The organism is Niameybacter sp., assembly GCF_036655075.1.
GTDB lineage: Bacteria > Bacillota > Clostridia > Lachnospirales > Cellulosilyticaceae > Holtiella.
In genome coordinates this window covers 53313-67201 of record NZ_JAVVQU010000009.1, presented here as the reverse complement: position 1 = coordinate 67201, position 13889 = coordinate 53313, and the positions used below count along the sequence as shown (strand labels likewise).

The following is a 13889-nucleotide window of genomic DNA, read 5'->3' as shown; positions in this document are numbered from 1 at the left end:
TCCTTATTGCTCCCATCTCATACCCCCTTTATTTCTTTTAATGACACCCTTTTTACGTGACTATATAATCTCATTATATGGGCTATAAATTTTGCTTATTTCTTTAACTCGGTGTTATTCTCTATAGGCTTTAAGGGCTTCTTGTAATGATACTTTTTCAATGTGACGCTTAGCTGCCCACGTACCCACTAAGAAAATAACGAGAATAATTCCTAGTCCTACTATACAGTGCCAACCCTCTAGTTCTAAAGGCATAACAAAGTCAAAGGCACTACTAAAGTAAATCACCATCGCCTGCACGCCAACCCAAGTCATCGGAATACTAATGATATAAGTTAAAATAGCATATACCAAGTAACTATTAAGAATCATCTGATTCACTTCCCTTGAGCTATAGCCCATCACCTTGAGCAGTGAAATATTATAATAGTTATCTTCTACTGTTAAAGTGGTCAAGACATATAAGATTAAGCTAGACATTACAATAGCTGAGCCAAACATAGCATACATGGCCACTTGAATGAATCCCTGCATAAGTTCCGTCTGCTCCATCATACCTTGCTTATCAACCACCGTCATAAACATCTTCTCATCTAAAGCTTCCTTGCTATAAATCCCTGTATAAAGCTTCTTCGATTTATTTTTAGTGAGCGCCCTACTCAAGTCTTCTATTTCACAATAAACCGTATTGTCTCCATAACTATTAGCTATACCCATCACTTTATGGACATACAGTCTATCCTCTATCTGAAGGGTCAGTGTATCGCCTTTTTTGATACCATAAGTAGTTGCAAAGCTTTGATTTACAATAAATCCATCTGCTAAAAGAGAGGTCATATCCTTCCCCTTTTTATCTATAAGTTTATGCAGTACATTGTCTTTTTCAAGTCCCTTTACACTAATGGGTTCTTGCTCATAAAAGACATTTCCTACTGTTAAAAACTTTTCTTGCCCCGTTTTTACTTTAGGTTTAGGCTTGGCATAGTCTAGATAGCCCTCATATTGGTAATCTACTTGGTTGTAGTATTCAACCGTCATCTTATCAAACATTCCATTCATCATAAAGCCTAGTAGAATCAACATAGATGAAAAAGTAATCCCCCAAAAGAAGACAATAAATTTACCTGTATTTTTAAAGATAAAGGTATACTTAAATTTTGTCTGAGCTTTTGTCTTAGAAAGTGCTTTTCCAATGAGTTTTCCTAGTCTTGTCATTTTTTCCTTATCGCCTACTTTGAGCAATTGAATGGTTTCTTTTCCAAGCATCCTCCAAATCATAAAAAAAGATAATCCCAGTATAAAACCTAGTGGTACAAGCACTGCCGTGATAAAAACATAAGCATTCGTTGTAATAGGCTCATTGAGTAACAAATAAAACTCCAGATAAAAGTCTTTCATCGGGCCCGCACCATATACCCCTATCCCATAGCCTATAAGTAGCATAGGAATTCCAATAACGAGTAAAAGTAATAAATAAGGCATAGCAATTTCCCAGGAGTGATAGCCCAATGCCTTTAAGACACCTATTTGTGTCTTTTCATTTCTTAAGATCTTAGAAACTAAGATGCCTACAATCATAACTGCAATAGCTGCAATAATGATACTAATTCCAAGGGTTGCAGCCTTCCCTGTTCGAAGCTCCTCATAGATTGCACCACTGCGCATTTGGTTTTTCGTTGCTACAACGCCTGTCACAAACTTGAGTGTATCATGATTTTTATAATCATCTTCTACGTCTTCTTTAAAGGTTTCCATAGCTTTTGGCTCTATTGCCTTACCTGCAAAATAAAAATGTTCTTCTCCTTGTATCCGTTCATAAGCACTATCTTTCAACGTGCCTAAAGTGATTTTCCCATTATCAATAATAAAATCACTGCCTAGCATAGGTAAGTTCATATCCGCAAATAGTACATATCCTGTTAACGTATAAGGTTTTCCACCAAGTATTAAACTATCTCCAAATACCAAATTATTCTTTTTGCCATAGATTTCAGCTATAGCAATTTCATTAGATGTTTCTGGCATCCTTCCCTTTATAAGATAGGTCTTATTAATATCTTTTCCATCCTTAAATAGACGAATGGTATGCTTCCCTTGTCCATATGTAAAATTCACATCCTTATAGCTTCTAACTTCTAAGTTATAGTCTGGATAAACTTTTGTGAACGCTTTCATTCTAGACTTTAAGATACCCTCATAAAGCTTGTAGTCTATACGCTTTAAATCAGTCAGTTGATAAGTGGCATACTCTGCCTGCTTTTCTTTTGGAATTTGTCCTCTTTCACTGGGCAAAATAGCATTGAGTACTTCTACCGAAAAGTCTTCTTGGTTAGCAGCTTGTGCAAGTTTTTCGATTCCTAAGGTCATACTATCCATAGTGTAGTACATCATCGTATACAACAATGCGCTGAGCATAATAATAATGCCTATGCAAAAAAGTTGTGTTTTTTTCTTCCAAAAGGTGCGTAGCGTATTGCGGCATAAGTATTTTATCCCCACTTAATTTCCCTCACTCTCTTCTTATCCCCATTTTCTCGAATTGTGTGCACAAATCCTGAATTCATTTTAATAATTCGGTCTCCCATCAATGCAATACCAGGATTGTGGGTGATAATAACAAGGGTCGTATGATATAAGTCATTCATCTTTTCTAGTAGTTCAAGCACTTGGCACGCTGTCTGTTCATCCAAGGCCCCTGTAGGTTCATCACAAAATAGAACGGCTGGGTTCTTAACCACACTCCTTGCAATGGCTACACGCTGTTGTTCTCCTCCTGAAAGCTGGTAGGGATACTTATTGGCCTTATCTGTAAGTCCTACGGCTTCAATCACTTCGTCAATAGCTAGTGCCTGCTTACTAAGTGCTGCACCCATTTCTATGTTTTCTCTTACTGTTAAGTTCTGAAGTAAGTTGTATTGTTGGAAAATAAAGCCCAAGTATTGTCTCCTGAACTTAGTGAGTCCCTTTTGGTCTAAAGTATGTAGCTTTAAGTCATTGTAGTACATTTCTCCTGAAGTTGGGGAATCTAACCCACTCATCACATTGAGTAAAGTACTTTTCCCACTGCCACTTGCCCCTAGCACGATTAATACCTCTCCTTCTTGAATGGTTAAGTCTACATCTTTTAAAGCATGAGTCTCTACTTCCCCCGATTGATACACCTTACACACTTGCTTTAACACAATCCCCATCTTGTCACCCCCATAGGTCCTTTTTATTCACTTTATTACTGCAACTATTCATTCAACAATGTCTTAAATTATATGCTTCCATCTTATTATTGTAATCATTCTTCAGAAAAATTACTACACTTATTCTGTTTCACAAATAAAAAGAAGCTCATGGCTTTGATGAGTGCCATGAGCTTCTTTTTGCTTTATTCGTTTTAACAACCACGTCTTCTCATTTGTCCATTTTGAAGTCTATTGCCTTGTCTACAGTCATTATTGTTACCTTCTATCCCACAACCACCTTGGTTACATCCACTTTCTACACATTCTACGTCTTGAGAGCAATCACCTATACAAGGTTCTTCTTTAGGACATGCTATGCTACATCTGTTGTAAAAATTATTATCCGTAGGAATCGTTGCTTCTCCTTCTGATGCAAATAATCCAAAAGTATTGAGTGCTAATGCACCTACTACAATCCCTAATAAAAATGTCTTTTTCATTTTTTCATCCTTTCTTGTTTACCTATTCATTGATAAAATAAAGTATAGACACTAAATTTGACAAAAGTATGTCACAACTTTCCCCTATACTACCTTTATAGACATTTAGTATTCAGAAAGGATTTTTATGGATAAATTTATACTCATCGCTGATGACCACAAAGAAATTACATCTATTTTAGAAACTTATTTACTTCAAAATGGATTTTTCCCTATTATTGCTTCTGATGGTGAAGAAGCCTTACGCAAATTTAATGCTTTTCCCATTCAACTTATACTGCTTGACATTATGATGCCTAAAAAAGATGGTTATGCCGTACTCCAGACTATACGTCAAGCTTCTAGCATTCCCATTATTATGCTGACTGCAAAAGGTGAGGAAGGTGACAAAATTCTTGGTCTTGACTATGGGGCAGATGACTATATCGTTAAGCCTTTTAGTCCTAAAGAAGTGATTGCAAGAATTCATGCCGTCTTAAGACGTGTTGTCCCCTTATCAGAACCTTCTACCAAGCAACATCTCACGCTTCATAATTTGTCACTCAATCTAGAAACTTATCAAGTTACAATTGGAACAGCACAACTTAACCTTACAAAAAAAGAAATTGACCTATTGTGGGTGCTTGCATCTCATCCTAACCGCGTCTTTACAAGAGATGAGCTTTTAGATTTAGTATGGGGATATGATTACTATGGAGATATGCGTACAGTAGATACCCATATGAAACGCCTCCGACATAAACTTAATCTAGATGAAGATAGTCCTTGGCATATTAAAACCATTTGGGGAGTAGGTTATACACTTGAAACGATATCAAACTAAATTAGCCTCTAAGCTTATTGTAGGCATCACCCTTTTAACAATCTTATCTTCTCTTGTTACTGCAGTTTTTGCTATTCGTATCTTTTATAAATCTTATAGAGATGACAAGGTGACGACGCTACTTTCCTATGCTTATGAGTTAGAAGGTCAATACGAGCAAGGCTATACTCAAAATACAGTTGAAATTTATGACCACCTTTTAAATGCCAGAGTCTGGATTTTGCGCACAGGGGCTACACCTCTCATTTCTCATCAAGAAAACCTAATAGCCTCATCTACATGCCATAATAAGGCACAGGATACTTCACACGAAAAGTGTGTCTTAAAAGGCTATGATTTAAACTTCATTGACCAAGTGCTACAAGGTGAAGAGGTTATCTCTTATGCGAATAAGGCCTTTTACTCTGGTGATACCCTTTCTATTGGTATTCCTATCCAAAGCGCTGGACAAGTGGTAGGCGCTATCTTACTTCATGCACCTATTGAAGCTGTAAATGGTCCTATTTTGAAGGCTTTCCGCTCCCTTGTAGTTGGTGCACTTATATCTGCCGTATTAATCTTTGTCATCTGCCGCATTTATGCCATTTGCTTTACTAGTTCTATTCGTCAAATTCAAGGTACTGCCTTAGAACTTACTCGAGGGAACTACCGTGTGCACTCCGACCTTAAAAGAGCTGATGAAGTAGGTGATTTGTCTAATGCACTCAATGATTTAGCTAGCAAATTGGAAGTTGCCAAAGTAGAAAGTGAAAAGCTAGAACAAGTGCGCCAAGACTTTGTTGCTAATGTTTCTCATGAGTTTCGCACACCGCTTACTGTGATTAAAGGTAATGCTGAAAGTCTCCTAGATGGTGCTACTACTAATGCTCACGAAAGCTACCAAAACATTTTAAATGAAACACTTATTTTAGAGCATCTTGTAACAGACTTACTGGATTTATCACGTTTGCAACAAGACCAAATTAAACTTTACATTGAGCCCTTATACCTTCCTGAAGTTATAAGCGATGCCCTACGTAGTATCCGTCAATTAGCTCATGCTAAAGGCCTAACCCTAACCAACTCTATTGAGCCTCTAGACTTCCCTGTGCACACAGACTATATGCGCTTACGTCAGATTCTTATCATCTTACTCAGTAACGCCCTAAACTATACGCCCGCTGGGGGCTCCATAGACCTTACACTTTTCACTCAGCCAGTTTCATCTACAGATACTCACAAACCGTGTCCTGTTATCCTAAAAATTTCTGATACAGGCATTGGTATTTCTTCAGATGCCCTTCCTTTTATTTGGGATAGATTCTATAAGGTGAATGCTGCAAGAGATACTTCTAAAAGTAGCGGGCTTGGCCTTGCCATTGCCAAAAACTTACTCCGACTGTTAAAGATTAATGTAGATGTGGAAAGTGGGTTGAATGAAGGAACTACCTTCACTCTTACACTTTTACCTGATTTTCATACTGACTCCTCTACTTAGCCAGTAACATCCTATCATTATCAAGAGCCTTATGACTTTCTTTCTTGAAGCATTCTAATAGTTTCTCTACAGTCATACCTTCTCGCTCTTTTCCTTTAATATCAAGGATAATGCGACCATTGTCCATCATAATTGTACGATTTCCAAGCTCTAGTGCTGATTGGATATTATGGGTAATCATCATGGTCGTTATGCTATCTTTTTGCACAATCTCCTTAGTGATTGCCAATACTTTATCCCCAGTAGCAGGGTCTAAGGCAGCTGTATGTTCATCTAAAAGAAGTAGCTTAGGTGTAACAAGTGTACTCATCATCAAGGTTACAGCTTGCCTTTGGCCTCCTGAAAGTAGACCCATCTTAGTCTTCATACGCTCTTCAAGTCCCAAGTCTAACTGTACTAATTTTTCTCTAAAGAATTCCCGGTCTTTCTTGCTCATTCCAAATCCTGCCTTACGTCCTACCGTACGCATATAAGCAAGTGCTAAGTTCTCTTCTATGGTCATAGTAGGCGCTGTCCCTTTAAGTGGATCTTGAAAAAGTCTTCCAATATAGGCTGCTCTTTTATACTCTTTCATAAAGGTTAGGTCTACGCCATCTAGGGTAATACTTCCACTATCTGCTAAAAAGTTACCAGATATCATATTAAATAAAGTAGATTTCCCTGCCCCATTAGAGCCTATTACTGTAACAAAGTCCCCAGCTTCTAGATGCAGATCGATAGCCTTAAGCACCACGCGCTCATTAACTGTTCCTGGGTGAAATGTCTTATTAATGTGTTTGAGTGTTAACATGGTTCTCCTCCTTTCTATTTGCTTGGTGGATTCTCTTGCGTCTATTAAAGGTAATGGACTCTTTAATCACTGGATAGGATATAGCCAATGTAATAATAATCGCTGAAATCAGTTTCATACTAGAAGCTGATAAGTTCAGTTCAAGCGCTAATGCGATAATTGTACGATATGCTACAGAACCTAGTAGTACTGCAATCACATGCATCAAAATAGTACGTTTCTTAAAGATGAGCTCAAACAACGTCCCAAATATAATCTCACCAATAATCAAAGAGGCAAGCCCTGCTACTACCATTCCAACACCCATGTTAGAGTCGGCAAATCCTTGATTTTGACCAACCAATGCACCTGATAATCCAACTAACCCATTGGCCATAGCAAGCCCTAGTATTTTTGTAAAGTCTACATTAATAGATGACGCGCTCACCATCTCCTCGTTATCACCTGTTGCGCGAATGGAAAGCCCTACTTGAGTATGGAGAAACATAACAATCCCTGCAATGATGACAACACTAATAATAAGTCCAACCACTGTCCCTCTCCATTGTTTTCCGAGTATACTGTTGGTCTGCGAAAATAAAGTTTCTACATTGGCAAGGGCTAAATTAGGTTTTCCCCCCATGACACTTATATTGATTGTATAAAGCCCTGTCATTGTGAGTATCCCTGCAAGAATAGGTTGCACACGTAACTTTGTTTGTAATAAAGCCGTTACAACACCTGCTAAGGCACCAGCTCCTACCCCCAGTAAAATACCCAAGTATGGATGCCCCAAAGTCGCTCCCATTACAGACACTGCGGCTCCTAATGTAAAGCTACCGTCTACTGTCAAATCCGCAATATTTAATATACGATAAGAAATATAAATTCCTAATGCTAAAAGTCCATACAAAAGTCCTAGTTCTAAACATGATGTAAGCGTATATAGGCTCATCTTAATCCCCTCTCTAGATGTTTCATCTATCTTATATTTTCTTTATTCTACAATGATTGCGCCTTCAACGTGGTCTGGTGCACCAATCTTATTGGCTGTCGTCTTATTAATAACTTTTTCGAAGTTGTTTAGTGTTTCAACTGGCATCTCACTAATTGGTGTGCCTTCTAATACTTGAATCACCATATCTGCTGTTTGCTTCCCTAGTTCTTCATAGTTGATTCCTACTGTTGCATAGGCTCCATCCATAACCATAGAGTCTGCGCCCACATATACTGGAATCTTACTTTCTTTTCCTACTTCTGAAAGGAGTGTCATAGCTGATGCAATATTATTATCAATCGGTGTGTAAATAGCATCTACCTTTCCAGCTAAGCTATAAGCTGCTTGTTGTAGTTCTGAAGTATTTGTAATCGTCATCTCTTCAAATGTAAAGCCATATTCAGGTGCAAATTTCTTTGCTTGTTCTATAACAGATTGAGAGTTGACTTCACTTGCTGTATATAAAAAACCAATTTTTTTAACTTCTGGTGTAAGTTCATTGCATAGTTCAAAAACTTGATCGACAGGTATAGCATCTGAAGTTCCTGTAATGTTGCCACTTGGCTTATTTAAGTCGCTTACTAAATTTGCTGCTACAGGGTCTGTTACAGCTGAGAAAATAATTGGAATATCCGTTGTAGCTGCTACAGCTGCTTGAGCGGATGGGGTTGCAATGGCTACTATTGTATCTACTTGGTCGCCTACAAACTTCTTACAAATAGAATTTAAGTTAGATTGGTCACCTTGTGCATTTTGATAATCTATCTTCACTTTAGAGTCGTCATACCCTCTTGCTTCTAACTCAGCTACAAGACTTTCACGTATCATGTCTAAGCTGGTATGTTCTACTAATTGTACAAGCCCCACTGTAATCCGATCATCTTGTGTACCACACCCTGTGAATACACTTAAACTCATCATTGTACCTAATACTAAACCAAATAATTTTTTCATTTTTAAATCCTCCCTATTTCAACTTTACGTTGTGTTTTATTGTTTAACTTAACTTGAAAACTTTGACCTTCACATGCCTAACATTTTGCATACTACATTTGCTATGTTATTGCATTTTCTTAATCTTCTACTTTACGGTCACGTTGAAATGAGGGAGGGCGTTTATATTTTCATTACTTTTTTAACGCGTTAACACCCTGCCCTTATCCCAGTGACTCTCATCTAACGTTCACAACATACGAATCAGCCTCCTTTTTTGGGCAAATAAAAAAACACCTATCCTTATGCAAGGACAGATGTTGTATCTGCGGTACCACCTTGTTTGGCTTACACGAAATAAGCCCAGCTCAATAGAATGCCATCACATTCTTGACTTCGTAACGCTAGTCACAGCGTCGTATGCTACTAAGCTTACGCTTTTCACTACGCCCTCAAAGGTCCATTTGTCCGTTCCGCTTTCTGCTAGGTTCCCAGCCTCCCTAACTCTCTGTAAGTGCGCTAAAGGTTTTATCTCCTTATCACAGGTTTCATTCTTATTTATACAATAGTATACGCTGACTTTTAAAAAATGTCAAAATAAATTTTATAATTTATTATATTTATTTTTATACTTATTTTAGGTTCATATAGAGTATTACATAATCTAGCAATATGTAATACCCTAAAAAGGGACTGTATCTACAGTCCCCTTTGTTATACATTTCTAACGTCTTGTTCTTTAATAAAGAGCTGAGTAATAATAAATCCACCCACATAGGAAATAAGGATACCTATAAAGAAGTTAAGCATAGATGCTGGTTGCATAAGTGGAATCGCTACAATGCCTGATGGTCCCCAAGCTGTAGCCATTACTTTTGTTAGCATAACATAGGCACCACCAAATCCTGCCCCCAGACCTGCTGTAATAAAAGGTTTACCCATTGGAAGGGTTACACCATAGATAAGCGGTTCACCAATACCTAATATTCCAGCTGGAAGTGCACCAGCAATAACTTGTTTAATTCTTTCATTATTAACTTTTTTAGCTTTTAAGTAAATAGCAATTGCTGCACCTACTTGACCTGCACCTGCCATAGCTAGAACAGGGAATAAAGTTACTCCACCAAGTGCTTCTAACTGAATCGCATAAATAGGGATCAATCCATGATGAAGCCCTAAAAGTACCATTGGTAAGAATAATGCTGCTAATACATATCCTGAAATCAAACTAATAATAGGGTTCGTTGAGTTAATTAATACATTAAGTCCTGCAATGAGCCAATCTGATGCAATGCCTGATACTGGCATAATAATAAATAAGAAAACAAGTGTTGTTATGATTAATGTAATGATTGGCGTTAAAATAAGGTCTAGTACATCTGGTACTTTTTTACGTACAGCTTTTTCAATTTTGGCTAAAATATATACACCTAGAATAACACCAATAACGCCACCCTTACCATTTCTCAAAATTGAATTAAGTGGTGAGTCCTCGTTAAATAGGCCCAGTATTTTAGAAATTTCATCTACTGCTGGCATAATGGACATGGCACCAATCATACCTCCAAGAGCAGGTGTTGCACCAAACTTCTGGGCAGCATTAATACCCGTAAAGATTGCGAAATAACCGAGGAATCCGCCTCCCATTAAAGATAAGAATAACCTTAAGGTATCCCATACTTGATTAACAGGGAGCGTACCCCCACTTTGTAAATTTGTAATAAGTCCTGAAAATCCGTTAAAAATACCTGCAGCAATAACTGCTGGAATCAGTGGGATAAAGATCTCACCAATTGTCTTTAGGGCACTCTTTAATTTATTCCCTTGTTGCTTACCTTTCATAGCCTGTTTATTGGCTTCCCAGTCACCTATTTGTGGTGCTTTGCCTCCCATAAACTCTACACGCAAAATTTCTTCACACTTTTTTGCTTTTCCTGGTCCTACTATGATTTGAAGGTTTTGCCCTTCTGTTACAACACCTAAAACACCTTGAATCCTTTTGATAGCTTCTACATCTACTTGTTTCATACTTTTCACATCAATACGTAGTCTAGTCATGCAGTTCGCTTCTGTTACAATATTAGTGACTCCCCCTAGTTTCTCAACTATTTGTGCTACTAATTCATTGTTCGTCATAATCCACTCTCCTCAAATTAAATAGACTTCCCTCTTTACATACTTACGTACAAGTATTGATTTTATGAATGTTTTATAGCCTCTCTAATGTGTCCTTTAGCCTGTTCTAACTGCTTAGTGGCCTGCTCCTTATCACAATTTAATAGAATCATTGTAATTGCAAGCTTTACACTTCCTCCTGCTGCCTCTAAATACACTCTTGCCGCTTCCCTCTCACAAGATGTTGCTTCCGTCACTATATTTTCTGCACGTACACGTAGTTTCTCATTGGTCTGTTGTACATCCACCATTAGATTTTTGTACACCTTACCAATTCGCACCATAGATACTGTTGAGAGCATATTCGCTACTAACTTTTGTGCTGTTCCTGATTTGAGTCTTGTAGAACCTGTCAAAACCTCTGGACCTGGCACTACTTCTATAGCTACTTGTGCTACTTTTCCTACTGCTGACCCTTTATTACAGGCTATAGCTACCGTATGAGCCCCTACTTCATTGGCATATTCAAGTGCACCTATGACATACGGTGTGCGCCCACTTGCCGCAATCCCTACAACAGTGTCATTTGTACTTAAGTGAATGGCTTGTAAGTCTGCAATTCCTAACGTCCTACTATCTTCAGCACCTTCCACTGCTTTTATAAAAGCTTGATGTCCTCCAGCTATCAAACCAACTACTTGATCTGGATGAGTCCCAAAAGTAGGTGGGCATTCTACTGCATCTAATAGACCAATACGCCCACTTGTTCCTGCCCCTACATAGATGAGCCTTCCACCACTTTCTAACGAATTGGAAATAAGCGCTACAGCCTTTTCAATGTGCTCTAATTCCTGGGCTATAGCCACAGGTACAGCTGCATCTTCTTCGTTCATTACCTCTAAAATTTCTCGTGTTGACATCGCATCTAATTCTAGTGTCTTAAGATTGCGTGTTTCCGTTGTCATACCTGCTAGTTGTATCATCTTGTATGCCTCACTTTCTCTCTGAATCTCTTTTAAAGCTTTCGTACCTTATTTCAGCTTATCTAATCTCTTCCTAAGCTGTATTTTTAACTCATGCTCTGGCAAGGCATCATAGGCTTTTTCTGCCCTTTCTTTACGTTCCTTTTGATCTTTTCCACTAGCTTCAGCCTGAGTCACCAATACATCTACCAATGCAGCTGTTGCCTTATAATCAGCTTCTGTACAGTTACTATTAGCCTCTATTGCCTCACCTAACATACTACTTCGGTCTAAGGACATTTGCAAAAGAGATTCTGCTAATGCTTCCTCTGTTGTTCCTACTATACCTTCATACACTAAAGTACTTAGCGTACCTGCTGCGTCAAATTGGAAGGCATCCCCCTCCATGCGATTTAGACTTTTATTGGTATCTGCTATCGGTGTATTTTTAGTATTAGAAAGCCATACAATTAATAAGTCATTCTTCATATCAATACTTGTTGCTGTTCCTGTCCAACCGGTATGACCAATTGTAGCATCAGGTGCTTGTTCTCCAAATGACCAAGCGTAGCCACCATTACCTTGTCTTCTCCATCCTAAACCATAGGTGTCATTTGTAGCTGATGGTGTTGTAAAAGTATCAATGGTTTTTTGATCAAACAACATTACCTGACCATATCCGCCTCCATTAATCATAACCTGCATAATGACTGCTAAATCTCTTGCATTACTAAATAATCCTGCGTGTCCAGAGATTCCACCCATTGCATAAAATGCCTTTTCATCATGGACTTCTCCTTGTACTACTTCTGTCCTAATATTACTAAATTGAATATGCCCTTCTCTTGTGTTTCCGAACAACTCTGTAGCTGCTGTCTGTTCTTTTTCAAATCCATTTTGTAAAGGATTAAATACAGTGTGTATTAAACCTAATGGTTTATAAAGCTGCTCTTGGCAATAGGTATCTATACTTTGCCCTGATACTTCCTCTACAATAAGTCCAAGCAACATGTAATCTACGTCTGAATATACATTCTTTGTACCTGGTGTATATTCCAAAGGTGTTTTTTTAATCATCTCTAAGATTTGATTAGCATCTTGGGTATACACATCATTGATTTTATCTTCATTTTTATCTAAAAGATTAATTGTCTCACCTTGTACTTGAATGGGATGTAGGTAATTTTCATTATGATATTGAGGATCTGGAATAAAGCCACCCGTATGCGTTAATAAGTGCTTAATGGTCAACTGAGTTTTATCTTTATCAAACGCATCGAATCCTGGAATAACCGTAGCTATTTTATCACCGATATTTAATTTCCCTTCGTATACTAACCTTTGAATTGCATAATTAGCTGCATACATCTTTGTATTTGAGGCTAAATCATATAAAGTATCTGTCGTAACAGCTACTTTATCTTTAACTTTTCCATTTTGATCATAAGCCTTGACAGTTCCATAAGCTGTATCCTTTATAATGACACCATCTTTAGCAACAAGAAGTTGCCCTCCTGGAATACCTCCTGCCTTTATCTCTGCTTCTAAAATAGCATCAATCGTATCAAATACTTTTCCATCTACACCAACACTTTCTGGTGTTCCCTCTCTAAGTGTTGGATAGGGTACATCTATTTCTATGGTTGCACTTACTGGCTGAACCTCAGAAATTTGCAAAGTATTATCTCCATTCTTCACAAGGTGGGATATATCTACTTTGATTGTTTTAGTTACATCCTTATCTAAATGCTTAGATAAATCAATTTGAACACCATTAACAAAAACTTTCATACTTTCTACTTGATTAAGGGTTAAATAAATTTCACCTTGTCCTGCATAGGCTTTAAAAGTTTCTCGATTGTTAATAATAGTTGCAGAAGAACTTCCTCTTTCTGGTATGACTACATTGGCAATCTGTCCATTAGTGGGGTTAATATCTACTGTATCTACCTTTATAGATTGTGAAGCTGCATAAAGAGGTGTAGCTCCTAGCATAGCTGTAAAAACAAGTGTGCATGCTACCCCTTTAGTAAGTATACTTTTCCTCATATAACTTCCCCTCTTTCAACCTTTATAGCTTCATCATACACACCTTGTATATTTGTTTCAATATTTTACCTACATCAAGGTACATTGTTGC

Annotated in this window: 11 protein-coding genes; 2 read left to right on the top strand and 9 right to left on the bottom strand. The window is 37.7% G+C overall.

Features of this window, described 5'->3' with window-relative positions; genetic code table 11:
• Positions 1–114 precede the first annotated feature (114 nt).
• From RRY75_RS04285 to RRY75_RS04275, 3 genes are all read right to left on the bottom strand, one after another.
• Positions 115–2499, bottom strand: coding sequence for an ABC transporter permease (locus RRY75_RS04285; RefSeq protein ID WP_332494086.1), 2385 nt, complete (start codon positions 2497–2499; stop codon positions 115–117).
• Complete coding sequence (locus RRY75_RS04280; RefSeq protein WP_332527841.1) at positions 2490–3191, bottom strand: ABC transporter ATP-binding protein; 702 nt, start codon at positions 3189–3191, stop codon at positions 2490–2492. The genes RRY75_RS04285 and RRY75_RS04280 overlap by 10 nt, the downstream gene beginning before the upstream one ends.
• A gap of 194 nt (positions 3192–3385) precedes the next feature.
• On the bottom strand, positions 3386–3673 hold the full coding sequence (locus tag RRY75_RS04275; protein ID WP_332494083.1) for a hypothetical protein: 288 nt from the start codon (positions 3671–3673) through the stop codon (positions 3386–3388).
• A 127-nt stretch (positions 3674–3800) separates the two neighbouring features.
• On the opposite strand from RRY75_RS04275, the gene RRY75_RS04270 reads away from it, so the two are divergent.
• Together RRY75_RS04270 and RRY75_RS04265 are read left to right on the top strand one after the other, a co-directional pair.
• A complete protein-coding gene (locus tag RRY75_RS04270; protein ID WP_332527842.1) occupies positions 3801–4496 on the top strand; it encodes a response regulator transcription factor in 696 nt (231 codons plus the stop codon).
• Positions 4477–5973, top strand: coding sequence for a sensor histidine kinase (locus RRY75_RS04265; RefSeq protein WP_332528180.1), 1497 nt, complete (start codon positions 4477–4479; stop codon positions 5971–5973). Before RRY75_RS04270 ends, RRY75_RS04265 begins: the two co-directional genes overlap by 20 nt.
• Here RRY75_RS04265 and RRY75_RS04260 read toward each other — a convergent pair.
• The 6 genes from RRY75_RS04260 to pbp4b form a co-directional block, all read right to left on the bottom strand.
• Positions 5966–6763, bottom strand: a complete 798-nt coding sequence (locus RRY75_RS04260) for an ABC transporter ATP-binding protein (RefSeq protein ID WP_332494079.1) — start codon at positions 6761–6763, stop codon at positions 5966–5968. The genes RRY75_RS04265 and RRY75_RS04260 overlap by 8 nt on opposite strands.
• Entirely contained in the window at positions 6741–7697 is a 957-nt protein-coding gene (locus RRY75_RS04255; RefSeq protein WP_332494077.1) for an ABC transporter permease, read from the bottom strand. The genes RRY75_RS04260 and RRY75_RS04255 overlap by 23 nt, the downstream gene beginning before the upstream one ends.
• 42 nt (positions 7698–7739) lie before the next feature.
• Positions 7740–8693, bottom strand: a complete 954-nt coding sequence (locus RRY75_RS04250; RefSeq protein ID WP_332494076.1) for an ABC transporter substrate-binding protein — start codon at positions 8691–8693, stop codon at positions 7740–7742.
• Between the two features lie 693 nt (positions 8694–9386).
• Positions 9387–10808: a PTS transporter subunit EIIC gene (locus RRY75_RS04245; RefSeq protein ID WP_332527844.1), complete on the bottom strand. Its 1422-nt coding sequence runs from the start codon at positions 10806–10808 to the stop codon at positions 9387–9389.
• A gap of 62 nt (positions 10809–10870) precedes the next feature.
• Positions 10871–11770 (bottom strand): N-acetylmuramic acid 6-phosphate etherase, encoded by a 900-nt coding sequence (gene murQ / locus RRY75_RS04240; RefSeq protein WP_332494532.1) that lies wholly within the window; start codon positions 11768–11770, stop codon positions 10871–10873.
• A gap of 48 nt (positions 11771–11818) precedes the next feature.
• Positions 11819–13798 carry a penicillin binding protein PBP4B gene (gene pbp4b, locus RRY75_RS04235; RefSeq protein ID WP_332494530.1) on the bottom strand — a complete coding sequence of 660 codons (1980 nt, stop codon included), beginning with the start codon at positions 13796–13798 and terminating at the stop codon, positions 11819–11821.
• Positions 13799–13889 lie beyond the last annotated feature (91 nt).

Excerpts from the sequence above, each read along its gene's own strand:
- RRY75_RS04280 (WP_332527841.1), bottom strand. The coding sequence starts at position 3,191 with ATGGGGATTGTGTTAAAGCAAGTGTGTAAGGTGTATCAATCGGGGGAA.
- murQ (WP_332494532.1), bottom strand. The coding sequence starts at position 11,770 with ATGATACAACTAGCAGGTATGACAACGGAAACACGCAATCTTAAGACA.
- RRY75_RS04270 (WP_332527842.1), top strand. The coding sequence starts at position 3,801 with ATGGATAAATTTATACTCATCGCTGATGACCACAAAGAAATTACATCT.
- RRY75_RS04255 (WP_332494077.1), bottom strand. The coding sequence starts at position 7,697 with ATGAGCCTATATACGCTTACATCATGTTTAGAACTAGGACTTTTGTAT.
- RRY75_RS04250 (WP_332494076.1), bottom strand. The coding sequence starts at position 8,693 with ATGAAAAAATTATTTGGTTTAGTATTAGGTACAATGATGAGTTTAAGT.
- pbp4b (WP_332494530.1), bottom strand. The coding sequence starts at position 13,798 with ATGAGGAAAAGTATACTTACTAAAGGGGTAGCATGCACACTTGTTTTT.
- RRY75_RS04260 (WP_332494079.1), bottom strand. The coding sequence starts at position 6,763 with ATGTTAACACTCAAACACATTAATAAGACATTTCACCCAGGAACAGTT.
- RRY75_RS04245 (WP_332527844.1), bottom strand. The coding sequence starts at position 10,808 with ATGACGAACAATGAATTAGTAGCACAAATAGTTGAGAAACTAGGGGGA.
- RRY75_RS04275 (WP_332494083.1), bottom strand. The coding sequence starts at position 3,673 with ATGAAAAAGACATTTTTATTAGGGATTGTAGTAGGTGCATTAGCACTC.